General features: G+C 74.1%; 18 protein-coding genes. 4 read left to right on the top strand and 14 right to left on the bottom strand.

What is annotated here, in order from left to right; genetic code table 11:
* Positions 1-9: 9 nt before the first annotated feature.
* Both ACK8HX_RS15845 and ACK8HX_RS15840 read right to left on the bottom strand, forming a co-directional pair.
* A complete protein-coding gene (locus ACK8HX_RS15845; protein WP_411941691.1) occupies positions 10-2613 on the bottom strand; it encodes a DUF4153 domain-containing protein in 2604 nt (867 codons plus the stop codon).
* A complete protein-coding gene (locus tag ACK8HX_RS15840) occupies positions 2610-3317 on the bottom strand; it encodes a response regulator (protein WP_411941690.1) in 708 nt (235 codons plus the stop codon). The genes ACK8HX_RS15845 and ACK8HX_RS15840 overlap by 4 nt, the downstream gene beginning before the upstream one ends.
* A 213-nt stretch (positions 3318-3530) precedes the next feature.
* Between ACK8HX_RS15840 and ACK8HX_RS15835 the strand changes: the two genes are divergently transcribed.
* Positions 3531-5300: a vWA domain-containing protein gene (locus ACK8HX_RS15835; RefSeq protein ID WP_411941689.1), complete on the top strand. Its 1770-nt coding sequence runs from the start codon at positions 3531-3533 to the stop codon at positions 5298-5300.
* Positions 5301-5373: 73 nt separating this feature from the next.
* On the opposite strand, the gene ACK8HX_RS15830 is transcribed toward ACK8HX_RS15835, so the two are convergent.
* Positions 5374-6327 (bottom strand): GlxA family transcriptional regulator, encoded by a 954-nt coding sequence (locus tag ACK8HX_RS15830; protein ID WP_411941688.1) that lies wholly within the window; start codon positions 6325-6327, stop codon positions 5374-5376.
* Positions 6328-6410: 83 nt separating this feature from the next.
* Between ACK8HX_RS15830 and ACK8HX_RS15825 the strand changes: the two genes are divergently transcribed.
* Complete coding sequence (locus ACK8HX_RS15825) at positions 6411-6695, top strand: hypothetical protein (protein ID WP_411941687.1); 285 nt, start codon at positions 6411-6413, stop codon at positions 6693-6695.
* Positions 6696-6738: 43 nt separating this feature from the next.
* Here the strand turns inward: ACK8HX_RS15825 and ACK8HX_RS15820 are convergent, their stop codons facing one another.
* From ACK8HX_RS15820 to ACK8HX_RS15780, 9 genes are all read right to left on the bottom strand, one after another.
* The gene (locus tag ACK8HX_RS15820) at positions 6739-7446 is read right to left on the bottom strand and encodes an SRPBCC family protein (protein ID WP_411941686.1); all 708 of its coding nucleotides are present in this window, start codon (positions 7444-7446) and stop codon (positions 6739-6741) included.
* A 5-nt stretch (positions 7447-7451) separates the two neighbouring features.
* Positions 7452-8300, bottom strand: a complete 849-nt coding sequence (locus tag ACK8HX_RS15815; RefSeq protein WP_411941685.1) for an FAD binding domain-containing protein — start codon at positions 8298-8300, stop codon at positions 7452-7454.
* Positions 8297-10771 (bottom strand): xanthine dehydrogenase family protein molybdopterin-binding subunit, encoded by a 2475-nt coding sequence (locus ACK8HX_RS15810; RefSeq protein WP_411941684.1) that lies wholly within the window; start codon positions 10769-10771, stop codon positions 8297-8299. The genes ACK8HX_RS15815 and ACK8HX_RS15810 overlap by 4 nt, the downstream gene beginning before the upstream one ends.
* Positions 10768-11256, bottom strand: a complete 489-nt coding sequence (locus tag ACK8HX_RS15805) for a (2Fe-2S)-binding protein (RefSeq protein ID WP_411941683.1) — start codon at positions 11254-11256, stop codon at positions 10768-10770. The genes ACK8HX_RS15810 and ACK8HX_RS15805 overlap by 4 nt, the downstream gene beginning before the upstream one ends.
* Before the next feature lie 134 nt (positions 11257-11390).
* Positions 11391-12539, bottom strand: a complete 1149-nt coding sequence (locus ACK8HX_RS15800; protein WP_411941682.1) for an XdhC family protein — start codon at positions 12537-12539, stop codon at positions 11391-11393.
* A complete protein-coding gene (locus ACK8HX_RS15795) occupies positions 12532-13647 on the bottom strand; it encodes a vWA domain-containing protein (protein ID WP_411941681.1) in 1116 nt (371 codons plus the stop codon). The genes ACK8HX_RS15800 and ACK8HX_RS15795 overlap by 8 nt, the downstream gene beginning before the upstream one ends.
* On the bottom strand, positions 13644-14534 hold the full coding sequence (locus tag ACK8HX_RS15790; RefSeq protein ID WP_411941680.1) for an AAA family ATPase: 891 nt from the start codon (positions 14532-14534) through the stop codon (positions 13644-13646). Before ACK8HX_RS15790 ends, ACK8HX_RS15795 begins: the two co-directional genes overlap by 4 nt.
* A gap of 48 nt (positions 14535-14582) precedes the next feature.
* The gene (locus tag ACK8HX_RS15785) at positions 14583-15182 is read right to left on the bottom strand and encodes a nucleotidyltransferase family protein (protein WP_411941679.1); all 600 of its coding nucleotides are present in this window, start codon (positions 15180-15182) and stop codon (positions 14583-14585) included.
* On the bottom strand, positions 15179-15745 hold the full coding sequence (locus tag ACK8HX_RS15780) for a TetR/AcrR family transcriptional regulator (RefSeq protein ID WP_411941678.1): 567 nt from the start codon (positions 15743-15745) through the stop codon (positions 15179-15181). Before ACK8HX_RS15780 ends, ACK8HX_RS15785 begins: the two co-directional genes overlap by 4 nt.
* Before the next feature lie 78 nt (positions 15746-15823).
* Here ACK8HX_RS15780 and ACK8HX_RS15775 point away from each other — a divergent pair, with 78 nt between their 5' ends.
* Entirely contained in the window at positions 15824-16501 is a 678-nt protein-coding gene (locus ACK8HX_RS15775) for an NADPH-dependent F420 reductase (protein ID WP_411941677.1), read from the top strand.
* Positions 16502-16507: 6 nt separating this feature from the next.
* On the opposite strand, the gene ACK8HX_RS15770 is transcribed toward ACK8HX_RS15775, so the two are convergent.
* Positions 16508-22018, bottom strand: coding sequence for an ATP-binding protein (locus ACK8HX_RS15770; RefSeq protein ID WP_411941676.1), 5511 nt, complete (start codon positions 22016-22018; stop codon positions 16508-16510).
* A gap of 180 nt (positions 22019-22198) precedes the next feature.
* On the bottom strand, positions 22199-23401 hold the full coding sequence (locus ACK8HX_RS15765; RefSeq protein WP_411941675.1) for an AI-2E family transporter: 1203 nt from the start codon (positions 23399-23401) through the stop codon (positions 22199-22201).
* 209 nt (positions 23402-23610) lie between these two features.
* Between ACK8HX_RS15765 and ACK8HX_RS15760 the strand changes: the two genes are divergently transcribed.
* The gene (locus tag ACK8HX_RS15760) at positions 23611-25011 is read left to right on the top strand and encodes an alkaline phosphatase PhoX (RefSeq protein WP_411941674.1); all 1401 of its coding nucleotides are present in this window, start codon (positions 23611-23613) and stop codon (positions 25009-25011) included.
* The last annotated feature ends 56 nt before the right edge of the window (positions 25012-25067 follow it).

The following is a 25067-nucleotide window of genomic DNA, read 5'->3' as shown; positions in this document are numbered from 1 at the left end:
GGGTGTTCGTCAGCCGCGGTGGAGGTCGCCGAGCAGCGGGTCGCACGCCGTCGCGGGCGGCAGCCCCTCGTGGACGGCGGTGGCCCGCACGCGCCCGAGGTTCCAGCCGAGGACGCCGTCGTCGTGGTCGTCGTCGCTCACCGACCTCGGGGCGTCGCGCAGCACGCAGGCCGCGAGCTCGGCCGGCAACCGGTCCGCGAGGACGGGCGAGGCGTCGGCACTCAGGGTCGACAGGTAGCGGGTGTCGAGCGGCTTGCCCGCCTCGTACCGGTCGATGTTGCGGCCGGCGACCCACGCGTCGGGGTTCATCGCCGCGAAGCCGACGACGAACACCGCGGCCGAGACGAGGACGGCCCGCGGGATCCACGCCCCCGACAGCCGCAGCACACCGGCGAGGAGGAAGGCGACGACGAGGCCGAGCCACAGCTCGAAGCCGTCGACGAAGACGCGCAGCACGGTGTACCCGTAGGCCTCCTGGTACAGCGACATCCGGTAGAGGGCGCTCGCGACGACCGCCAGGGTGAGGACGCACAGCGCCCCGAGGAGGATGCGCAGGAGCAGCCCGTCGCGCGGGTTCTCCCGGGGGGCGACCCGCATGGTCACGGCGACGACGAGGACGGTGAGGAACGTCGCAGTGGTCAGCTGCCCGAAGCCCTGGTGCACGTACTCCGCGTAGGTGAGCCCGGTCGTCTCGCGCAGGTACTCGTGGCCGCCCCACATCGCCGTGGCCTGCGCGACGAGGAAGCCGGCGAAGAGGGCGACGACGATGCCGACGGGCACCGCCCACTCCCACGGTCGGGCCGTGCGCCTCGACGCGGGCAGCTCGACGTCACCGGTGTTCGGCGGGTTGAGGGCGAGGTAGGCACCGGTGAGTGCCACGCCCGCGACGAGGAAGAGCACGAAGGTCCGCTGGACGATCGTGTCCCACCCGAGGTCGGGCACCACGGCCTCGGCCCACGAGCCGAACACGGCGTCACCGGAGGCGAACAGGCCACCGAACACCGCGAGCACGACGAGCGAGAAGGCGACGGTCCGCAGGACGGGCCAGATGACGCGCATCCGCCCGGTGGCCGTGATGGTCCGCCCGAGGAGGGGCAGGCCGCGCAGCCCGGACAGCGGCCAGGCGGCGACGCCGAGCGGCACGGCGAGCATCGTCCTCGCCCGGGTCAGCCCGGCCGCCGCGAGGACGACCGCGACGAGCACGCAGAGCACGACGACCCCGTCGGCGTCGCGCAGGGCGACGACCGACACGAGCAGGGCCGCGACGACGGCGCACGCCGTCGTGAAGACCTCGCGCCGGTACTTGGCCACCCGCCAGAACAGCAGGCCGGCAGCGAGCATCGTCACGGCGACGGCGAACCCGATGTCGTGCTCCGGCCAGGTCAGCGCGGCCCAGGCCCCGATCCCCAGGGCCGCGAGGACGACGGTGGGCTGGGGGCGGGCGTCGGACTCGGGCCACGCGACCGACGGGGTGAACGGGCTGCCGCCGCCCTGCCCCGGGGCGGGGACGGGCGGGGAGGCCGGGGTCGGGGCCGGGGCCGGGGCCGGAGGCTCGGGGGTGACGGCGGTCATGGCGCGTTCCTCCAGCAGGTGGGTGGGGCGGGTCGACCGGGCCCGCCGGGGCAGGTCGGCCCGGAGCACGGCGCCGGTGGCGCCCGCAGGCGTGGGCACGGCGGCGAGGTCGCCGCCGTGGAGCTCGGCGACCCAGCGGGCGATGGCCAGGCCGAGGCCGGTGCCTCCCGAGGCGTCGTCGCCCGAGCCGAACCGCTCGAAGACCTTCTCGGCGCGCTCGGCCGGGATGCCCGGCCCCTCGTCGCGGACCTCCAGGACCCAGCGGTCGCTGCCGTTCGCCCGGGCCGCGAGGGCGACCGCTCCCCCGGCCGGGCTGTGCCGGACCGCGTTGTCGACGAGGTTGGCGACGAGCTGGGCGAGCCGGGCGGGGTCGGCGTGCACGACGAGGTCGGCTGGCTCGACGCTGTCGACGACCCGGACCGGCCGCCCGTCGACCGAGGCCTCGGCGACCGCGGCGCGCAGCAGGTCGGCGACCTCGACCTCCTCGACGGCCAGCGGCGCGGCGCCGGCGTCGATGCGGGAGAGGTCGAGCAGGTCCGTGACGAGGGCGCTCAGCCGCTCGGACTGCTGGAGGGCGGCGCGCAGCGCCTCGTCGTCGGGCCTGACGACACCGTCGACGAGGTTCTCGAGCAGGGCCCGCTGCGCGGTGAGGGGGGTGCGCAGCTCGTGGGAGACGGTGGCGACGAGCTGGCGGCGCTGCTGGTCGGCGGAGGCGAGGTCGGCGGCCATCGCGTTGAACGCCCGGCCGAGCGCGCCGACCTCGTCGGTGGAGGTCGCCCGCACGCGCTGGCCGTAGTCGCCGGCCGCCATCCGCTGCGCCGCCTCGGTCATCTCCCGCAGCGGCGAGGTCATGCCCCGGGCGAGCCACTGGGTCACGGCGAGCGCCCCGACCACCGTCACCGGCACGCTGAGCCACAGGGGCACCTGACCGCCGTCGGCGACCTCGGCGATCGTCACCGCCGCGAGGACGCTGACGCCGACGAGCAGGCCGAGCTTGACCTTGATCGAGGCGATCCCGTCGAGCGGCCGCTCGGTGTTCACGGGCCCACCTCCAGGGCGTAGCCGACGCCGTGCACGGTGCGTACGCGGTCGGCGCCGATCTTGGCGCGCAGCGCCTTGACGTGGCTGTCGAGGGTGCGGGTCCCCGACGCGTCGCCCCAGCCCCACACCTCGCGCATGAGGACCTCGCGGGTGCGGACCGTGCCGGGCTCGGTGGCGAGCGCGCAGAGCAGGTCGAACTCGAGCGGGGTGAGGTGGACGACCTCCCCGCCGACCGACACCCGCCGGGTGCGGACGTCGATGACGAGGCCGGCGGCGTCGAGGTGCGTGGGGCCACCGGACGCGGCGAGCGCCTCGGCGCGGTCGACCCGGCGGAGCAGGGCGCGGACGCGGGCGACGACCTCCCGCATCGAGAACGGCTTGGTCATGTAGTCGTCGGCGCCGACGCCGAGGCCGACGAGGAGGTCGGTCTCCTCGTCGCGCGCGGTGAGCATGAGGACCGGCACCGGGCGCACCGCCTGGATCCGCCGGCAGACCTCGAGGCCGTCGAACCCGGGGAGCATGACGTCGAGGACGACGAGGTCGGGGTGGTGCTCCTCGAAGGCGGCCACGGCGGCCGGGCCGTCATGCGCCTGCACCGCGCGGAAGCCCTCGGCCCGCAGCCGGTCGGTGACGGCGCGGTTGATCGTCGGCTCGTCCTCGACGACGAGGACGGTGCGCGCGCTCTCGGTGCTCCCCTCGGTCATGGAAGCGAGCGTAGGACCGGGCGGGTGGAGGGCGCCGGAGGGCGGTGTGGAGATCGTGTGAAGGTCGCTTCTGCGATGAGGGGCCGATCGGCAGGACCGATCAGCCCGCTCGTATCAGGGGGCCCGGGTCCCCCCTCCTCGACTCCGGCGGGACCGGGGGGTGTCCGCACGGGGCGTCCTGCGACGGCTCCCGCCGGATGGAGGGGTACCACCATGTCACCGACCACCTCGGGGCGGACCGGCTCGCGCCGTCTCGCCCTCGCCGTCGGGGCCGCGTTCGCGGGCTCCGCGGCCCTCGCCGGGCCGGCCCTCGCCGGCTCGACCACCTCGCCGCTGCCGAACGGCGCCGGCCTCACCGTCACCGTCGACGCCCCCGTCACGGGCGACACCTTCGTCGTGCCCGCGGGCGCGACCACCGTCGACGTGCCCCTCTCGGGCACGGCGAGCGTGGCGCAGGGTGCGCCGAGCGTGTCGTGGGTCTACGTCGTCGACGTCTCCGGCAGCACCGGCGCCGGATGTACCGGCGGGCCGACGGTCCTCGACTGCGAGAAGGACGCCGTCGCCGGGCTCAACGACCTCGTCGTCACCGACGGCTCGGCGGTCGACGTCGGCCTCGCGATCTTCGGGCTCGGCGGCGCCGCCGCGGACATCTCCTCCGCGGCCGGTGAGCAGCTCGTCACCGCACCGTCCGACCCCGATGTCGACACCGCCATCTCCTCGATCGTCGCCGGCGGCATGTCGCAGTTCACGCCGCGCTCGGTCGGGGGGACCAACACGAACTTCCAGGCCGGGTTGGAGGCGGCCCACGAGATCGCGCAGGCCGCGGCGGGGTCCTCGGTCAACGTCGTGTTCCTCTCGGACGGCATCTCGGGGACCGGTTCGGGGTTCGCGGGCGCGCTGGCCACGCTGGCGGCCGAGGCGACGATCTACCCGTTCGCCGTGGGTCCGGGCTCGTCGTGCACCGGCGGCCTCGCGGGAACGCTCCAGCAGATGGCCGACGCGAGTGGCACCGAGTGCTTCGCGGTGACCGACCCGTCCGACCTGCCCGACGTCATCACGAACGTCACGGCGACGACGCTCGACACCGTGGACGTGGAGGTCGACGGTGCGCCGGTCGCGTCCACGACGTCCGCCGCGCTCCCCCAGCCCGGCCCCTCCTCCGTGGGGTGGACGGCGACGGGCCAGGGCCTCGCACCGGGCAGCCACGAGGTGTGCGCCACGGCGACCGGCACGGGGCCCGCGAGCGACCCGGCGGCGACGGCCGTCGCCGAGCGCTGCGAGACGTTCTCGGTCCTCGGGTTCTCGCTCGCGCCGCCGACCGCGACGAACGAGCTCGGTGTCGACCACACCCACACCGTGACGGCCACCGTCACCGGGCCCGCCGGTGAGCTCGCCGGCCTGCCCGTCGACTTCTCGGTGTCGGCCGGCCCGAACAGCGGGACCGCGGGCACGTGCGCCCCGGCCTCGTGCGAGACCGACGGCTCGGGCACGGTGACCTTCACCTACACCGTCCCCGTCGAGCCCGGCTCGCTCGGCACCGACACCATCACCGGCACGCTCGACGTCGGCGGCGACACCGTCTCGCTCGACGTGACGAAGCTGTGGCAGGACACCACCCCGCCGGTCGCCCGGTGCGTCCAGGGCCCGAACCCGGACGGCAGCATCCCCGCCGCACCCGGTGGTGGCGGCCAGGGCCAGAACCAGGACGGGTTCTACCGCCTGCTCGCCGCGGACGACGTCTGGCCCGCCGAGGACCTCGACCTGTTCGTCAAGGACGGCGGGAGCACGACGGTGTTCGGCCCGTTCGCCGTCGGCACCGACGTCAAGTGGGTCCAGGCCGGCGCCACGCCCGGCCAGAAGGCCGGCGACGGGGCGGTCGAGTGGAACCTCAAGGGCCGTGGCGACGCCGTCCTCACCGCGGTCGACGGATCGGGCAACGTGTCCGCGCCGGTGACCTGCAGGGTCCCCCGCGCGCCGCAGTGAGGCGCATCGCAGGGCACCGGCCCTGAACCGCGAGGGCCCGCACCCCGGGGGTGCGGGCCCTCGTGCACGCCGGTCAGGCGGACACGCGGTGCTGGGTGCGGAAGGCCGTGGGGCTGATGCCCGTGCACTTGGTGAAGTGGTGCCGGAGCAGCGCCGCCGAGCCGAACCCGGCGTCGCGGGCGACCTCCTCGACCGACAGCTCGGTCTCCTCGAGGAGGTGGCGCGCCCGCAGCACGCGCTGGTCGGTGAGCCACTGGTGCGGCGTGGTCCCCGTCTCGGCCACGAAGCGGCGCGCGAACGTGCGCGGCGACATCGTGGCGCGGCGGGCGAGGTCGTCGACGGTGAACGCCTCGTCCAGGTGCTGCACCATCCACTGGAGCAGGGGGCCGAGGCTCTCCGCGTCGCACGACGGCACGGGCCGCTCGACGTACTGGCGCTGCCCGCCGTCGCGGTGCGGTGGGACGACCATCCGGCGCGAGATCGTGTTCGCCACCCCGGCACCGTGCTCGAGGCGGACGAGGTGGAGGGCGGCATCGATGCCGGCCGCGGTGCCCGCACTCGTGATGACGTTGCCGTCGCGGACGTAGAGGACGTCGGGGTCGACTCGGGCGGCCGGGTTGAGCTCGGCGAGCTCGGCGGCGTGCCGCCAGTGCGTCGTGCACGACCGGCCGTCGAGGAGGCCCGCGGCCCCGAGCGTGAAGGCCCCCGAGCACACCGACATGATCCAGGCGCCGCGCGCGTCCGCCGCCCTGAGGGCCGCGACGACCGCGGGGCTGGGGTTCTGCGCCGAGGGCGACGCGGGGACGGCGACGAGGTCGGCGTCCTCGGTGGCCTCGAGGCGGTGGGCGGCGGTCACGCTCGTGCCGTTGCGCGCGTCGAGCGGGCGGTCCTCCTCCGAGCACACGCGGTAGTCGAAGGCGGGCACGCCCTCGTCGGTGCGGTCGAGGCCGAAGACCTCGGTGAGGACGCCGTACTCGAAGAGCGCGACCGGTTCCTGGAGGAGGACGGCGACGGAGCGGAGGGCCATGGTCACGAGTATGGCAGGAACTTGTGCATCAGTGTCAATACTGCCACTGGTGGCAGAGTCTCAACGACCGTCAAACTTGTGCCATGTTCACGAACGAGATGCTCGAGACGGTCCTCACCGCTGCTGCTGCCGGGGCGCTCCTCGCTCCCCTCGTCGCGCTCATGGAGCGCACCCACCGCCGGATGTCCGCCGACCAGGGCGGGCGCATCGGCTGGTTCACCGACGGCCGCGACGCCGACGCGCGCCGCATCAACGACGAGCTCCGGGCGCGCTCGGGCGAGGAGGGCACCGGGTCCTCCGCCGGACACCCGGGACCCCGCCGCGCCTCGACCCGGCTGCACCACCGCCACGGCGTGCGGCACGCCTGAGCCCACCGGCCGGGTGTCGGGACCGACCCGACACCCGGTCCGCTCAGCTGCCGCCGCGCCCGATGAGCCAGCCGATGACGAGGCCGGCGATCCCGGCGAGCACGTAGCCGCCGTAGGTCCGGGCGAGCACCGGCAGGACGGTGGCCCCGAGGTCGATGGAGTCCTCCTGCTCCGTCGGCGTCGGGGCCGCCCGCGGTACGGGCGAGGGCGTGGTGGGAAGCGGCGCGGGGACCGGGGACGCCGCGGCCGCGGTCGCCGGCGCCGGGGAGTCGACCACCTCGGGGGCTGGGGCGGTCTCTGCCGCGGGAACGGCCGCGAGCCTGCCCTCGATGCACCCCACGAACTGGCCGAGCAGCTTGTCGGACACGTCCTGCATGACCCCTCGGCCGAACTGCGCCGGTTTGCCGGTGACCTGGAGGTCGGTGGCGACGTCGACCTTCGTGCCCGATCCGTCGGGCGCGAGCTGGATCGTCACCGTGGCCCCTGCGGTCCCGTTGCCCCGCTTGTCCTTGCCCTTGGCGTCGATGACGGCGCGGTGGGCCACGTCGTCGCGCTCGACGAAGCGCCCGGAGCCCGCGTACTGCAGCGCGATCGGGCCGAGCCTGACCTTCACCGTCCCGGCGAACGAGTCGTCGGCCACCTCGGTGACCGTGGCCCCGGGAAAGCACCCTCCGACCTGCTCGAGGTCCATGAAGGTCGCCCACGTGTCGTCGACCGACGCCGGGACGGTGAACGAGTGGCTCAGCTCCACGGGCCTCAGCTCCCGAGCGCGGTCGCGACGGCCCGCCGGGTGAGGACGCGCGCGAGGTGGCGCCGGTAGTCGGCGTCACCGTTGAGGTCGCTCGGCGGGTTCGTGCCGTCGGCCGCGGAGTCGCACGCGTCGCCGAGGTCGGAGGCCGACCGGCCCACGAGCGCCGCCTCGACCGAGCGCGCGCGCAGCGGCGTCGAGCCCATGTTCGTCAGACCGACCCGTGCCTCGGCGATCGTGCCGCCCTCGACGCGCAGCGCCGCCGCGACGGCGACGATCGACCACTGGTGCGAGACCCGGACGAACTTCTCGTAGTGCGACACCCACCCGGTGTGCTTCGGGATGCGGATGGCGGTGAGCAGCTCGCCCTCGCCCACCGCGGTCTCGAACAGGTCCCGGAAGAAGTCGGCGGCCTCGACGGTGCGCTCCCCGCCGGGCCCGCGGATGACGAGCTCGGCGTCGAGCGCGAGCACCGGCGCCCCGACGTCACCGGCCGGGTCGGCGTGGACGAGCGCGCCGCCCACCGTGCCCCGGTGCCGGATCTGGGGGTCGGCCACCTCCTCGACGGCCTGCGCGAGCAGGGCCGCGTGGAGCCGGACCGTGGGGTCCTTGACGACCTCGCTGTAGGGCGTCATCGCACCGATGACGACCGCGTCGCCGTCCTCGCGGATGCCGCGCAGCTCCTCGATCCGGCCGAGGTCGACGACCGTCTCCGGCGCGTTGAGCCGCATCCGCAGGATCGGCAGGAGGGACTGTCCGCCGGCGAGGACCTTCGCCTCGTCACCGCCCTCGGCGAGCGCCGCGAGGGCCTCGTCGACGGTCGTCGGGGCCACGTAGTCGAATGCCGCGGGGATCACTGGTCCGCTCCGTCCGTCGTGCCTGCACCGGGGTCCTGGTTCGGCGCCTCGTCCGCGAAGTGCGGCTGGGCCTCGGCGGTCGTCGCACCGCCGGCCCCGCCGCCCTGGATCGCCTTCCACACGCGCTCGGGCGTGCACGGCATGGCGATGTCGCTGACGCCGAGGTGGCGGACGGCATCGACGATCGCGTTGACCACCGCGGGCGTGGACGCGATGGTGCCGGCCTCGCCGACTCCCTTGGTGCCCAACGAGTTCGACGTCGACGGCGAGGTCGTGTGGCCGGTGACGAAGCTGATCGTGTCGGCCGCCGTGGGGAGGGTGTAGTCGACGAAGGAGCCCGTGACGAGCGTGCCCTGGTCGTCGTACTCCGCGCCCTCCCACAGCGCCTGGGCGATGCCCTGGACGAGCCCGCCGTGGACCTGGCCCTCGACGATGAGGGGGTTGATGATGTTCCCGATGTCGTCGACGCAGACGTACCTGACCATCGTCGTCGCGCCCGTCTCGGTGTCGACCTCCATGGCGCACAGGTGCGTGCCGTGGGGGAAGGAGAAGGTCGTCGGGTCGAAGGTCGCGTCGGCGTCGAGGGAGAGCTCCAGGCCCTCGGGGTAGTCGTGGCCGGTCCACGTCGACAGGGCGACGTCGGTGATGCCGACGCCCTTGTCGGTGCCCCTGACGGAGAACCTCCCGCCGCTGAACTCCAGGTCGTCGACGCTGGCCTCGAGCAGGTGCGCCGCGAGCGGCTTGGCCTTCTCGATGACCTTGTCGGCCGCGAGGACGAGCGCCTCGCCCCCGACGACGAGCGAGCGCGACCCGTAGGTGTCCATGCCCTTCGGGGCGATCTGGGTGTCGCCGTGGAGGACCTCGACGTTCTCGAAGGGCACCCCGAGGCGGTCGGCGACGATCTGGCTCCAGGCCGTCTCGTGGCCCTGCCCGTGGGGGGACGTGCCGGTGATGACCTCGACGGTGCCGGTGGTGAGCATCCGGATGCTCGCGTGCTCCCAGCCGCCGGCGCCGTAGTTGAGGGCACCGAGGACCCGCGAGGGGGCCAGGCCGCACATCTCGGTGAAGGTCGACACCCCGATGCCCAGCTGGACGACGTCGCCGGCCTCGCGGCGCCGCCGCTGCTCGGCCCGCAGGCCGTCGTAGTCGAAGAGCTCCTTGGCCTTCGCGGTGGCGGCCTCGTAGTTGCCCGAGTCGTAGGTCATGCCCGCCACCGTCGTGAACGGGAACTCCTCGTGCGTGATCCAGTTCTTCTCGCGGATCTCGAGCGGATCCACCCCGACCTCGGTGGCCAGCTCGTCCATGAGCCGCTCGATGGCATACGTCGCCTCCGGGCGACCGGCGCCGCGGTAGGCGTCGACCCACGTCTTGTTCGTGTAGTAGTTCGTCGTGTTGAACCGGTACGCGGGGAACTTGTAGATCGAGTTGAACATCCACGCGCCCAGCACCGGGACGCCGCCGCCGACGAGCGCGGCGTAGGCGCCGAGGTCGGCGAGGAGCTCGACCTTGAGCCCGGTGACGGTGCCGTCCTTCTCCGCGGCCAGCGTGAGCCGCTGCCACTGGTCGCGGCCGTGGTGGGCCGACACCATCGACTCGGAGCGGGTCTCGGTGTACTTGACCGGCTTCGCGAGCTTGCGCGCCACCGCGAGGGTGACGAACTCCTCGGGCGTCGTCTGCAGCTTGCCGCCGAAGCCGCCGCCGACGTCCGGTGCGATGACGCGGATCTTGGACTCGGGCAGGCCGGTGGTCGCCGCGATGCAGAACCGCAGGATGTGCGGGATCTGGGTGGCCGACCACATCGTCACCTGCTCACCGGTGGGGTCGACGACGGTGGACCGCGGCTCCATGAAGGCCGGGACGAGCCGTTGCTGGCGGTACTCGCGCTCGATGACGATGCCGTCGGCGCGGGCCTTCTCGATGGCCTCGTCGACGTCGCCGCCGGTGCCGCCCTCCTTGGAGTCCAGCTGCCAGAAGGCCGACTTGTTGGTCCCCAGGCCCGGGTGGGCGAGGACGGCGTCGGTGGCCGCCTCCTTGAGGTCGAGCACGGCGGGCAGCTCGTCGTAGTCGACGTCGACGAGCTCTGCCGCGTCGCGGGCGGCCGCGGCGGAGCGGGCGGCCACGACCGCGACGATCTCGCCGGCGTGGGCGACCCGCTCGCTCGGCATCGGCAGGTGGTCGGGGGTCTTCTGGTCCGCGTTGAGCGGCCAGGCGGTGATGTTGACGCCCTGGATGTCCGCGATGTCGGCCCCGGTGAAGACGGCGACGACACCGGGCGCGGCCTTGGCGGCGGTGGTGTCGATGCCGGTGATCGTCGCGTGGGCGAACGGGCTGCGGACCATCGCGAGGTGGAGCATGCCCGGCAGCACGATGTTGTCGGTCCACCGGGTGCGTCCGGTGATGAGGCGGGCGTCCTCCTTGCGCTTGCGCGCGGTCCCGATCTCGGCGGTGGGGCGGTCGTCGACGGCGGTCACGGGGCCACCTCCGCCGGCGTCGAGGAGCTCGACGCGGCTGCGGCCGCGACGGCCTTGACGATGTTGTGGTACCCGGTGCAGCGACACAGGTTGCCCTCGAGCCCGAGCCGGATCTCCTCCTCGGAGGGGTTCGGGTTCTCGCCCAGCAGGTCGATGGCCTGCATGATCATCCCCGGCGTGCAGTAGCCGCACTGGAGCGCGTGGTGGTCGTGGAAGGCCTGCTGCATCGGGTGCAGATCCCCGTTCGCCGCGATCCCCTCGATCGTCGTGACCTCGTGCCCGTCGGCCTGGACCGCGAGCACGTTGCACGACTTGACGCTGCGGCCGTCGAGATGGACGGTGCACGCCCCGCAGTTGCTCGTGTCGCAGCCCACGACCGTCCCGACCTTGCCGACGACTTCTCGCAGGTAGTGGACGAGCAGCATGCGCGGTTCGATCTCGTCGGAGCACTGCATTCCGTCGACCGTGACGTTGACCCGAGTCATCGTTGACTCCTTCGCAGGTGGGACGTGTCGTGTCCGTGATCCTCACCCGAAGTGACGCGCGCCACAAGGGGTGTCGAAAGCGGACCTGTTCCCACGTCGTGGAACCGCCCTTTCCGATGAGGAAAGCGGGTGGGTCAGGCGGGGTCGTGCTGCCCGTGGTGGATGGGCCCCTCGACGCCCTGGAGGCGCCGGCCGCCGCCGCCCCACTGGAGCGCGACGATCTCGGCCGCGATCGACACGGCCGTCTCCTCGGGGGTGCGCGCCCCGAGGTCGAGGCCGATCGGGCTCGACAGGCGCTCCAGCTCGTCCTCGGTGAGCCCGGCCTCCCGCAGCCGGGCGAGGCGGTCCTCGTGGGTGCGCCGCGACCCCATCGCGCCGACGTAGGCGACCTCGGGCAGGCGCAGCGCGACCTCGAGGAGGGGGACGTCGAACTTCGGGTCGTGGGTGAGGACGCACACGACGGTTCGTCCGTCGACCTCCCCGGCCTCGACCTCGGCCTCGAGGTACCGGTGCGGCCACTCGACGACGACCTCGTCGGCGGCGGGGAACCGGCTCGCGGTCGCGAAGACCGGGCGTGCGTCGCAGACCGTGACCCGGTAGCCGAGGAAGGCCCCCACGTGGGCGACCGCCGCGGCGAAGTCGATCGCGCCGAAGACGAGCATCCGCGGGCGGGGCGCGAACGCGGAGACGAAGACGCGCATCCCCTCGCCGCGCCGCTCGCCGTCGGGTCCGTAGGTGAGGGTCTCGGTGCGGCCGGCGGCGAGGAGGCCGCGGGCGTCGTCGGTGACCGCCGCGTCGGCGCGGGGGCTGCCGAGCGTGCCGGTGGCGGCGGCAGGGGTGGCGTCCTCCGGGCGCACGACGAGCCGGCGCCCGACCCGGGCCGGGTCGGGGTGCTCGATGACGGTGGCGACGGCGACCGGTCGCCCGGCCTCGACGTCGGCGGCGACCGCCCCGAGCTCGGGAAAGGTCTCGCGGGACACCTTCTCGACGAAGACGTCGAGGATGCCGCCGCAGGTCAGGCCGACGGCGAACGCGTCGTCGTCGGAGACGCCGTAGCGCTGGAGGACGGGGTCACCGGCCGCGACCACCTGCTGGCCGAGCTCGTAGACCGCGCCCTCGACGCAGCCCCCGGACACCGAGCCGACGGCCTCTCCCCCGGGACCGACGAGCATCGAGGCGCCGGCGGGCCTGGGGGCCGAGCGGAAGGTCGCCACGACGGTGCCGACGCCCACGGTGTCGCCCGCGCGCCACCAGCGCATCAGCTCGGGGAGCACGTCACGCACGCGCCACCACCTCCGTCAGCTCCTCGAACGCGGCCATCGAGTGCCCCGCGACGAAGTCGTCGACGTGGGGCAGGACCGCCATGATGCCGCCCTGCACCGGTTCGTAGCCCGGCCGGCCCCGGTGCGGGTTGACCCAGACGACCCGGTGGGCGACCGCGCGCAGCCGCCGGACCTGCTCGCCGAGGGCCTCGGGGGCCTCGCGCTCCCAGCCGTCGCTGAAGACGACGACGACCGCACCGCGCGCCATCCCGCGCCGTCCCCAGCGGTCGAGGAAGACCTTGACACCCTCGGCCAGGCGCGTGCCGCCGGACCAGTCGGGGACGGCGTCCCCCGCCGCGACGATGGCGCGGTCCGGGTCGCGGTGGTGCAGCGGGCGGGTCACGTGGGTGAGGCGGGTGCCGAGGGTGAAGACCTCCGTGGGGACGCCGGCGGCGCAGTAGGCGTGCGCGAGGCGGACGAGCGCGTCGGCGTAGGCGCTCATCGACCCGGACACGTCGACGAGGAGGACGACGCGCCGCGGACGGGTGGCGCGGCGCCGCCACCGCACCTCGCCCGGCTCCCCCATCCGGCGCAGCGTCGCGCGGAGGGTGCCACGGGCGTCCACGCGGCCGCGCGGGGCGGCGACGTGGCGGTGGGCCCGGCGTCGGGGGGCCCGGGGGCGCAGCAGCGCGAAGAGGCGGGCGAGCTCCTCGCGCTCCCCGCGGTCGAGGGACGCGACGTCGCGGTGCCGGAGCACCTCGGTCGAGCTGGCCCGTGCGCGAATGGTGTCCGGGTCGTCATCACCCTGGCCGGGTCGGTCGTCCTGCACGCCGAGCCCGGCCTGGGGGACGACGTCGGGCACGGGTGGACGGCCCTTGTTCCCGGCGCGGGCCCCGCTGAACCACGCGGCGTAGACCTGGTCGTAGCGCTCGAGGTCGGCGGGCGAGGCGCAGAGGGTGGCCCGGCCCGCGTGGTAGACCGCCGGCTGGTCGTCGAGGCCGACCGCCGCGACGGCCTCGAGGTAGGTCCGCTCGCGGTCGGCGGTGACGTTGACGCCGGCCGCCCGCAGGGCGCGGGCGAACCCGAGGAGCACCTCCTCGGGCGGGTGGAGCGGCTCCGGGACGGTCATCGCGCCAGCATGGCGTCGAGCGCCTTCCTCACCCGCTCGGCGTCCTCGCGGTACTTGACAGCGACGCCCAGGGTGGCGGCCGCGAGCTCGGTGTCGAGCTCGCGGGTGCCGAGCTCGTGGAGGGCCCGGGCCCAGTCGAGGGTCTCGGCCACGCCCGGCGGCTTGACGAGCTCGCGGTCGGTGCGGATGCCGTGGACGAGGCGGACCACCTGCCCCGCCAGCGCCTCGGGCACCTCGGGCGCGCGGCTGCGGAGGATGGCGAGCTCGCGCTCGATGCCGGGGTGCTCGAGCCAGTGGTAGAGGCAGCGCCGCTTGAGGGCGTCGTGGAGCTCGCGGGTGCGGTTGCTCGTGAGGACGACGACCGGGGGGACCGCCGCGCTCACCGTGCCGAGCTCGGGGATGGTCACCTGCCACGTCGAGAGGACCTCGAGGAGGAAGGCCTCGAACTCGTCGTCGGCGCGGTCGACCTCGTCGACGAGGAGGACGGCCGGTGCCTCGCGCAGCGCCCGCAGGACCGGCCGGGCGAGGAGGAACCGCTCGTCGAACAACCCGTCCTCGACCTCGCGGACGTCGCGCGCGGCACCCTCGACCGCCTCGAGCGCCCGGACGTGGAGGATCTGCCGGGGGAAGTCCCAGTCGTACAGGGCCTGCGTCGCGTCGATGCCCTCGTAGCACTGCAGCCGGATCAGCGGGACGTCCATGGACTCGGCGAGGGCCTCGGCGAGCGCGGTCTTGCCGGTGCCGGGCTCGCCCTCGAGGAGCAGCGGCCGCGCGAGCCGGAGGCCGAGCCACGCGACGGTCGCGAGCGCCTCGTCGGCGAGGTAGCCGGTCTCGCCCAGCGCACCCGTGAGGTCGTGCGTCGTCGCGAACGTCGTCCTCGGGTCCATGGCGCCAGCATCGCCCACGCGAGGGCGATCCGGAAGCGGGACCCGCTCTCAGGCATCCGCGGCGTCGGACCGCCGGAGGTCGTCGACGGTGTCGACGTCGCGGCCGGTGGCGAGGTCGCCGCACTCGACGAGCCGGTGGTCGGTGACCCGCAGGTACTCACGGGCACCGCGGTCGCCGGTTGCGCTGTCGCGCACCGGGGCCCAGTGGTGGCGGCCGAGGAGGACGGGGTGCCCGGGCGTGCCGGCGTAGGTGGCGCGCGCGAGGGTCGCCGGCCCGTCGGCGGCGTCGAGCACGCGCGCGAGGACGTCGGGCCCGACGTCGGGCAGGTCGACGAGGGTGACCAGCGCGACCTCGGCGTCCTCGGCCCCTGAGGTCAGGGCGTCCAGGCCGGCGCGCAGGGAGGCGCCCATCCCCTCGTCCCAGCCGGTGGCCTCGACGACGCGCGCGCCGGTCGCGCGCGCGACGTCCCCGGCCGCGGAGGCCTCGGCCCCGACGACGACCACGACCTCGTCGCACCCAGCGGCACGGACGCGGCCCACGGCGGCCTCGAGGAGGGTCGGCGCGCCCGGACGCGGGCGGACGAGGGCCTTGGGCCCACCCATGCGGCGGCCGGCGCCGGCGGCGAGGACGAGCGCGACCACCGTCATGCGGCGCGCCCCGTGGCGGCGTCGACGAGCAGCCGGGCCGACTCCCGGGCCCGCCGGGGCGCGTCGGGGTCGGCGTCGAGCGCCCCGCTCGCCAGACCTCCGTCGAGCAGGAGGGTCAGGGCGCGCGCCAGCCCGTCGGGGTCCTGCGCCCCGGCCTGCTCGGCGAGCCCACGCACCCAGGCGAGGACGGCTGCCTTGTGGGCCACCGTCCGCTCGTGGACCGGCGAACCGGGCACGGCCTCGGCGGCGGCGTTGATGAAGGCGCAGCCCCGGTAGCCCTCGCGGCGGCAGGCGCCGGACAGTGCGTCGAAGAGGCCGACGAGCCGGTCGGCCGGGTCGGGCCCGGCTGCCTCGGCCGCCGCGTGCAGCTGGCCGCTCCAGACGTCGTCGACCCGGTCGAGGTAGGCGAGGACGAGGTCGTCCTTCGCCGGGAAGTGCTTGTAGAAGGTCGCCTTGGCGACGCCGGACTCCGCGATGAGCAGGTCGACGCCGACGGCGCGCAGGCCCCGGGCGTAGAAGAGGCGGAAGGCCGTGTCGAGGATGCGGTCGCGGGCCGAGGACATGGGGTTGATCGTAGACAGATCTGTCTGCTACGGTCCAGCCGTCAACCAGACAGACCTGTCTACCTACGGAGAGACCCCATGAAGATCGCCGTCCTCGGAACCGGCATGGTCGGGCGCGCGCTGGCCGGCCGCCTCGACGACCTCGGCCACGACGTGGTCGTCGGCACGCGCGACCCCGGCGCGACCCTCGCCCGCACGGAGCCCGACGCCATGGGCACGCCGCCCTTCGCGACGTGGCACGCCGCTCACGCGCCGGTCGGGCTGGCGACCTTCGCCGCCGCGGCCGCCGACGCCGAGCTCGTCGTCAACGCGTCCTCGGGCGCCGCCACCCTCGAGGTCCTCGCCCTCGCGGGCGCCGAGCACCTCGCCGGCAAGCCGCTCCTCGACATCGCCAACCCGCTCGACTTCTCCGCGGGCTTCCCTCCCACGCTCTTCGTCAAGGACACCGACTCGCTCGGCGAGCAGGTGCAGCGGGCCTTCCCGCAGGCGCGGGTCGTCAAGGCGCTCAACACCCTCAACGCCGACCTCATGGTCGACCCCGCCGCCCTCGGCACGAGCACGAGCGTCTTCGTGTCGGGTGACGACGCCACCGCCAAGGCCGTCGTCACCGGGCTGCTCACCGCCTTCGGGCACGACGACGTCATCGACCTCGGCGGCATCGAGACGGCGCGCGGGACCGAGATGCTGCTCCCGGTGTGGCTGCGCCTCATGGGCGCCCTCGGCACGGCGAAGTTCAACCTCAAGGTCGTGCGCTGAGGGGGCTCACCCCATCAGGTCCTCGATGGCGGCGATGATCCGCGGGCGTAGGTCCCGGCCCTCGATGACCGCGTCGACCGACCCGACCTCGACGGCCCGGTGGATGTCGTGGACCCGGTCGAACTCGGCCGCGACCGTGCTGACCATCTCGGCGCGGACCGCCGTCCGCGTCGCGTCGAGCTCGGTCGCGACGGCCGCCCGCTCGGGGCCCGACGTCTCGGCCAGGCGGGCGGTGAGCTCGGCGACCCGCGGGTCGGCGGCGGTTCGGGCGTCGACGTCACGGGCGAACACGACCGCCGCGGCCGGGGCGCCGCCGATCACCGAGGCGAACGAGCCCGCCACGGCGAGCACCGTCATCCGCGGGTTGAGCGCCTTGGAGAACACGACGAACGCGCCACCGTGGTACCGCGAGACGACGACGAAGACGATCGGGCCGTCGAAGTTGACGACCGCCCGGCCGATCTCGGCGCCGTACTCGAGCTGGAGGGCCCGCATCGAGTCGGGTGAGCCGTCGAAGCCGGAGAGGTTCGCGAGGACGACGAGCGGGCGGTTCCCGCTCGCCGCGTTGATGGCACGGGCGGCCTTCTTCGACGACCGCGGGAAGAGCGTTCCCGCGGTGTAGGTGTCGGGCCCGTCGGTGGGCGGCACCCCGCGGCGCGGCACCGACCTGCTCTCGATCCCCAACAGGCACACCGGGATCCCGCCGATGCGGGCGTCGAACACGACGGCCGTCTCGGCGTCGGCCATCCCCGCCCAGCGCTCGAGGGTCTCGTGGTCCTGGTCGGCGACGGCCCGCATCAGGGTGCGGATGTCGAACGGCTTCTTCCGGTCGGGGTTGGTCGCCGACGAGAAGATGTCGCCGACCGTCGTGAAGTCGCTGCCGGCCAGCGAGTGCGGGAACACGGTGACGTCGCGGTCGTGCGGGTCGGTGGTCGGCGCCCGGCGCGGGCCGTCCTCCCCCGGTGCGACCCACGTGTTCTCGTAGTGCGCGAGGAGGATGCCGTAGGCGTCGGCGAGGTCCTTGGCCCAGTACTGCGCCTGCCCGTTCGGTCCCATGACGCGGTCGTAGCCGCCGATGCCGAAGTTGTCCTCGGCCGAGACGCCACCGGAGAAGTCGAGCGACTGCTTGCCCGTGAGGACCATGGCCGAGTCGGGGGTCATGACGAGGATGCCCTTGGTGTGCATGAGCATCGTCGCCTCGGCGTTCCAGTACGGCTGGGCCCCGACGTTGATGCCCGCGACGACGACGTTGACCTCGCCACCGGCCTGGGTGAACTCGATGATCCGCTTGAGCGCCTTGGCGACCCAGTCCATGTTCTCCGTGCCGGAGTCCATCGAGATGCGGGCGCCGGCCGAGAGCGCGAACCACTCGACGGGCAGCCCCCGCTCCTCGGCGAGGTCGAGGGCGGCGATGACGCGCGCGCACTCCGGCTCGGCCACCGCGCCGAGCGCACGGAGCGGGTCGCCGCACAGCAGGACGCGGGTCACGCCCTCCGGGTGGAGGTCGGTGGGGGTGGTGACGACGCCGCAGATGATGCCGGCGGTGTTCTGGCCGTAGGGACGGTCGACGGGGACGAGGCGGCCGGACTCGTCGAGGTCGTGCTCGACGACCGACCCGCCCGACCCGGCCACCATCGACACGAGCTCGTAGGGGTAGACGAGCCCGCGCCGGCGGGCCCGGACGACCTTCTCGGCGTACTCGTCGAGCGGGGCGACCTTCGTCGTCGGCGGCTGCTCGACGGTGAAGATGACCCCCGAACCGGGCTGGTACGAGAACCGCGCGCAGATCGGCACGGTGTGGCCGTTGTCGCCCGCGATCTCGCCCTGGACGCGGACCTCCTCGATGCCGGCGCCGGCCGTCATCGGGGCGACCTTGGCCTGCAGCGCCGTCAGCTGGTCGAGGTCGGCCTCGACCGGCGGCCAGATGTGCAGCCACACGTGGTTCGTGTCGAGGCGGGCCCCGCCGCCGAGGGCCGAACGGGCCCGGCGCACCGCCTCGAGGCAGTTGGCGAGGGCGCGCTCGACGTGCGGAAGGGCCGTGACCTTGCCGGCCTCGTCGCGGACGACGACGAGCTGGCGCACCTGGGCCAGGGCGACGAGCCGCTGGTCCTGGGGGTTGTCGCGGGCGACGGCGTGCAGGAGGAGGACGTCCTCCGGCGCGTCGAGGCGGGTCAGCTCGAAGTCGCGCAGCCGCCAGAGGTTGAGCCGGCGGCCGACCATCGGGTGGACGTCGCGGACCGCACGGTCCTCCTCCAGCGAGCCGTCCGCCTGGGGGCGGTACGTGAAGTAGCCGACCTCGCGCTCGTCGTCCGGGACGACACCGACGGCCACGCGCCGCACGCGCGCCGCGAACGGCATCGCGGCGAGGCGGGCGCCGAGGGCGGCCGAGGCCTCCTCGGCGTCGGCGGGCTGGTCGCCCCAGTGGACGTAGAGGTCGACGACGGCGTCGGCCCCGTCGGCGCGGTCGGCGACGAGGTCGTCGAGGAGGCGGGAGAGGTCACCGTCCGGGGTCAGCTCGTCGAAGCGCGCCACCGTGGTGACGAGGTGCGAGGGGCGCTCGTCGAGCGCGTAGTCCGCCGTGGCCACGGCCCGACCGCCCACCGTCGACTCGGTGAGGTCGTGGAGGGCGTGCTCGCGGTAGTGCCGCTTGACGAGCACGGCGAGCATCGGCTCGCGTGCGGGCACCGCGCGCCGCAGCCGCTCGCCGAGGAAGCGCACGATCCGCTCGGGGATCGCCGCCAGCGCGTCGATCCTGGCGGTGCGGTCGGGGCCGTCGGGCAGGGCGTCGATCTCGTCCAGCTCGGCGCCGACCGAGCCCAGCACGGACGCACGGTCGGCGTCGACGAGCGGCTGGTCGAACCACCGGAACCGGACGCTGCGCGCGAGGTCGCCGACGATCGGGAAGCGCAGCTGCGTCGCGGCGACGAGACGGTCGAGCAGCTCACGGGCCGTGGCGTCGTGGGGAGCCTCGGGCGCGGGCTCGGTGAGCCAGCGCTGGAGGATCGACGTCGCCATCGCGACCTCGGGGGCGGAGCGCTGCTGGGCGAGGAACACGCGGAACACGGCGCGCTCGAGGCCCTCCGAGCGCTCGACGCCGTCGACGCCGTAGTGCGCCAGCACCCGCTCGAGGCGGCCGACGAAGTCCGCGGGGAGCCCGCCGCGCTCGGGGTCGAGGGTCTGCAGGAAGGTGTGGAAGTGCTCCCGCGGGCTGTGCACGCGGTTCTCGACGTGGGCCTCCTCGCCGACCGGGCGGTTGCGGCTCAGCTCGGCGAAGTCGGCGAAGCACGCGAGCAGCGACATCTCGTCGGCGACCGGCGAGCTCCCGGCGGCGGCGAGCTCGTCCCGCGCGGCGAGGTAGCGCGCCACGGTGCGGCTCTCGTGGGTCGGGTCGAGGTCGTAGCCGAGGAGCATCGCCGAGAGGTCGGCGCGACCCCGGGCGGCGCGCTCGGCCGCGTCGCCGTCCTCGAGCTCGTCGGGCAGGTCGAGGTCGACCGCGTCCCCCGCCGCCTCGGCCGCCGCCTCGGCGCCGTCGCCCGTGGGCTCGAGCCGCACGAGGGCGGCGCCGGTCTCGACCTGGCTGCCCGTGGAGACGAGGAGCTCCTTCACCCGGGCCGCGAAGGGGGCCGGGAGGACGGTCTCCATCTTCATCGACTCGAGGACGAGGACCGGCGCGCCCGCCGCCACCTCGTCGCCGACCTTTGCGGGCGTCGCGACCACGAGTGCCGGTGCGGGAGAACGCAGCACGCCCCCCTCGTCGCGGGAGACGCGATGGGTGACGCCGTCGACCTCGACGAGCTGGACCGGGCCGTGCGAGGCGGTGACGAGCCGGTGCGTGCGGTCGGCGACGCGGATCCGGCTGGCGTAGGGGCCGACCCGCTCGAGGTCGGCGTCGACCGTGTGGGCCTCTCCGGTCGGGTCGGCCACCGTGACGCGGAACCGCGCCGGGCCGGTGCGGAACACGGTGACCTTGTAGGCGGTGCCGCGCAGCTTGAGGTCGACCGCGCGGCCGACGTCGTGCTGCACCTGGGGCCGTCCGCCACGAGCGGTCTCGAGGAGGCGGGTCCGCTCGAACGCCTCGGCCTCCTCGTACGCCTCGATCCCCGCGACGACGAGGGCGACACCGCTGTGCTCGGTGGCCACGAGCCGGCCCTCGGACCGGACGCGGTCGATCCACCCGGTGTCGGCCGAGCCGTCGATGACCTCGGGCTGCTTGAGCAGGTCGAGGATGAAGGACTTGTTCGTCGCGCCGCCCTCGATGACGACCGTCGTCTCGCGCATCGCGCGCCGCAGCCGGGCGAGCGCCTCGTCGCGGTCGCGACCGCTGGCGATGATCTTCGCGATCATGGAGTCGAAGTCGGCTGGGATCGAGTCGCCCTCTGCCACACCGGTGTCGACGCGGATGCCCGGGCCGGCGGGGAGCTCGAGGTGCGCGATGCGACCGGGGGCGGGGGCGAAGTCGCGGTCGGGGTCCTCGGCGTTGAGGCGGGCCTCGACCGCGTGGCCGATCTCGTCGGGGCGGCTGCCCTCCAGGCGCCCCCCGGACGCGACGTGGATCTGCAGCCGCACGAGGTCGGTGCGGGTGACGACCTCGGTGATCGGGTGCTCGACCTGGAGGCGGGTGTTGACCTCGAGGAACGCGAAGAAGCGCTCGCCCGGGTGGTAGAGGAACTCGACCGTGCCGGCGCCGGCGTAGCCCACCGCGATGGCGAGCCGCTCGGCCGACGCCTTGAGCTCGAGGGCCTGCGTCTCGTCGAGGACCGGCGAGGACGACTCCTCGATGACCTTCTGGTTGCGCCGCTGCACCGAGCAGTCGCGGACGCCGATCGCCCACGCCGAGCCCTGCCCGTCGGCGATGACCTGCACCTCGACGTGCCGGGCCCCCGTGACGAGCTTCTCGAGGAACACGACACCGGACCCGAAGGCCCGCTCGGCCTCGTCGCGGGTGCGCTCGTAGGCGTCGGTGAGCTCGGCGTCGGAGGTGACCTTGCGGATGCCGCGCCCACCACCGCCGGCCGTGGCCTTGAGCATCAGGGGGTAGCCGATCTCGGCGGCCGACGCCACGGCCTCCTCGAGCGTGTCGACCCCACCCCGGCTCCACGGCGCGACCGGCACGCCGACCTCCTCGGCGATGAGCTTGGACCCGATCTTGTCGCCGAGCTTGCGCATCGCCTCGGCGCTGGGCCCGATGAAGGTCACCCCGATCCGCTCGCACAGCTCCGCGAACGCGGGGTCCTCGGCGACGAACCCCCAGCCGACCCACGCGGCGTCGGCGCGGGTCTCGAGCAGGGCCTTCTCGAGCACCGCGTGGTCGAGGTAGGGACGGGCCGACGCGGGGCCGAGGTCGTACGCGACGTCGGACTCGCGGACGAACATCGCCGAGCGCTCGGCCTCGGTGTGCAGGGCCACCACCTCGATGCGGTGGCCGTCCGGACCCGCCTGCGCGTTGAGGTCGCGCACCGCGTGCACGAGTCGCATGGCGGCCTCACCGCGGTTGACGATGGCGATCCGCGTGAACATCCGTGGTCCTCCAGGGGTCGGTTCGTCGGCTCGTCGTGGACGGGGCTGACCCGCCGCGTCCCGAGCCTGTCACCAACCCGAGGTGACGCGCGAGTAATGAGCACTCGGCCACCGCCGTCCCCATCCGACTCATCGCGAGGTGCCCACGCCCCGAGGGGACGACGGCGTGGGTGATCTGCGTCAGTCGCGGGGTGGGGGCGGGGGGCCCGACGCGCCGCCCTCCTCGTCGGCCTCGCCGTCGTCCGCGCCGTCGTCCTCGACACGCGGGGTGACCAGCGCGGCGACCCGGGCCTCGGTCTCGGGAGTCAGCGCGTACCGGCGCTGGTAGATCTCGAGCATCGCCATGATCGTCGCGGCCACTGGGACGCCCATGAGCGCGCCGGAGAGCCCGAAGAGCTGGGCGCCGAGGAGGGCCGCCCCGAAGGAGACGGCCGGGTGGACGTCGACCGCCTTCGCGGAGATGCGCGGCTCGAGGGTGAGGTTCTCGACCTGCTGGTAGGCGATGCCCCAGACGAGCACCCAGAGCCCGAGCAGCGGGTCGCCCGAGGTGAGCCCCACGACGACCGGCAGCGCGATGGAGACGTAGGTCCCGACGTTCGGGATGAACTGCGCGACGACGCCGGTCCACAGCGCGAGCGGCAGCCAGTACGGCAGGTCGAGCAGGAAGAACGCCACCCCGCTCGCGACCGCGTTGATCGAGGCGAGGACGACCCGGGCCGCGATGTAGCCCCCGACCTTGACCCTCGTCAGCTCCCACGCGGTGAGGAAGGGGACCTGGAGGCGCGGCGGCATCCGCTCGCCGAGCCAGAGGCGCAGGGTCGGCATCCCCACCGAGATGTAGAAGACGAAGAACGCGACGACGAAGAGCCCGAAGGCGGTCGAGAGGACGGCCGTGACGAACCCCAGGACGCCGAACGCGACGTCCTGCGCGTACCCGGAGAGGTCCGAGGGGCTGACGCCGACCGACTCGAGGAGGTTGTCGACCGTGTACTGCGACCCGGTGGCCCGGTTGACCTGGTCGAGGACGTCGGTGGCGATGTCGGGCACGGCCGTCACCAGGGCGGCCAGCTGGTCGACGAGGAGGCTGCCGAACGCCCAGAGGAAGGCGACGACCGACGCGAAGAAGGCGAGCATGACCGCGGCGGTCGCGGCCGCCCGTGGCATCCATCGTGCCAGGCGCGAGACGGCCGGCTCCATCGCGAGCGCCGCGAACCAGCTCATGACGACGTAGAAGACGGTCTGGCTCCCCCGGGTGAGGACGAACCAGAGGACGAGCACGAGGGCGAGGACCCCGACGACCACCCACGCGCGGCGCCACTCGGACCGGGGCCCGCGGGTCACCGACACCGAGGACGAGGCGGCGGGGGCGGGGGTGGGCTCCATGCGCCGAGCGTAGGGCGCGGTTCGGGAAGTCCGATCAGGGTCCTGTGGCGTGTCACCCCGAAAGGGGGCCATCGTGGTCGGACCTGGTCCTTCGGTGACGACGGCGAGGTGCGGCTGGACGCGACGAGCCGGGCGGGGTCGAGGGGCGAGGCGCCTCGTCCGCACCAGAGCGGGCGGGGTGGTCCCTTCCACACGGTCAGGAGCACGCCATGTCGTCGTTGATCAACCGCCGCCGCTTCCTCGAGGGCACCGCCGTCGCGGGCCTGGGAATCGTCATCGCCGGGGACGCGGGGGCGATGGCCGGCAGCGTCCCCCGCGGGTCCACCGGCCACGGCCCGCTCGTCCCGGACCCGGCCGGCCTGCTGGACCTGCCCGACGGGTTCCGCTACCGCGTCGTCGCCCGCAGCGGGGTGACCCAGACCCTGGACGGTGTTCCCACGCCCAGTGACCCCGACGGCAACGGGATCTTCCCCCTCGGCGACGGGTCCTCGGTCGTCAACAACCACGAGATCGTCGGCGGCGAGCGCTACGGCGTCCCGCCGCTGGCCGGGCTCACCTACGACCCGGGCGCCCGGGCCGGCACGACGACGATCGACGTCGACGCCGAGGGCAACCGGCTGCGCGAGTACACGAGCGTCGCGGGGACGCACAACAACTGCGCCGGTGGGGTCACTCCGTGGGGGACGCGGCTGACCTGCGAGGAGACCGAGCAGCGCAGGGGCGGGCGGTTCCAGAAGGACCACGGCTACGTCTTCGAGGTCGACCCGGTGAGCCAGGAGGCCAACCTCGGCCGCAGCCCCGACCCGCTGACCTTCCTCGGCCGCTTCGCGCACGAGGCCGTGGCGGTCGACCCCTCGACCTCAGCGATCTACGAGACCGAGGACGCCGCGTCCCCCAACGGGCTGTTCCTGCGCTGGACCCCGCCGGAGGGGTTCGTCCCCGGCAAGGGTGCCCTGCGCGACCTCGCCCTCGCCGAGGGAGGCGCCACTGCCGGCACCCTGGCGGCCATGCGCTGCCTGCGCGGGGACCAGCACGTCCCCGACCTGTCGCTGGCCACCCAGCCCGGCACGCAGTACAAGGTCGAGTGGGTGGAGGTGCCCGACCGTGACGCCCGCACGACCCCGGTCCGCCGGCAGTTCGCCGAGGACCAGGTCACCCGGAGCCGGAAGCTCGAGGGGGCCTGGTGGGGCGACGACGGCGCCTGGTTCGTGGCCAGCTTCGCCCGGGCCGCCGACGGCAGCGCCAACGAGCACGACGGCCAGGTCTGGTTCTACGACCCGGCCACCGAGAAGGTCACCCTCACCACGATCTTCGGGGTCAACCTCGACCCGGCCGCGGACACCGGGAGCTACGACGGCCCCGACAACATCAGCGTCTCGCCCTACGGCGGTGTCATCCTCGCCGAGGACGGGGGCGGCATCCAGCACCTCGTGGGCGTGACCGGGGAGGGCAAGACCTACCCGCTGGCCCGCAACGCGCTGAACGGCAGCGAGTTCGCCGGCGTCGCGTTCAGCGCCGACGGGTCGACCATGTTCGCCAACATCTACGCACCGGGGTACGTCTTCGCGATCACCGGTCCCTGGGGCCGGCCGAGCAACGCCCGGCCCTGACGCACGAAGGCCCCGGGCGGCTCTCGCCGGCCCGGGGCCTCGCTCGCGTGGCAGGT

Origin of the sequence: Oryzobacter faecalis, from assembly GCF_046764005.1 — a bacterium.
Classification (GTDB): Bacteria; Actinomycetota; Actinomycetes; order Actinomycetales; family Dermatophilaceae; genus Oryzobacter; species Oryzobacter faecalis.
The sequence above is the reverse complement of the archived record's forward strand: the minus strand, read 5'-3'. Positions and strand labels throughout refer to the sequence as shown.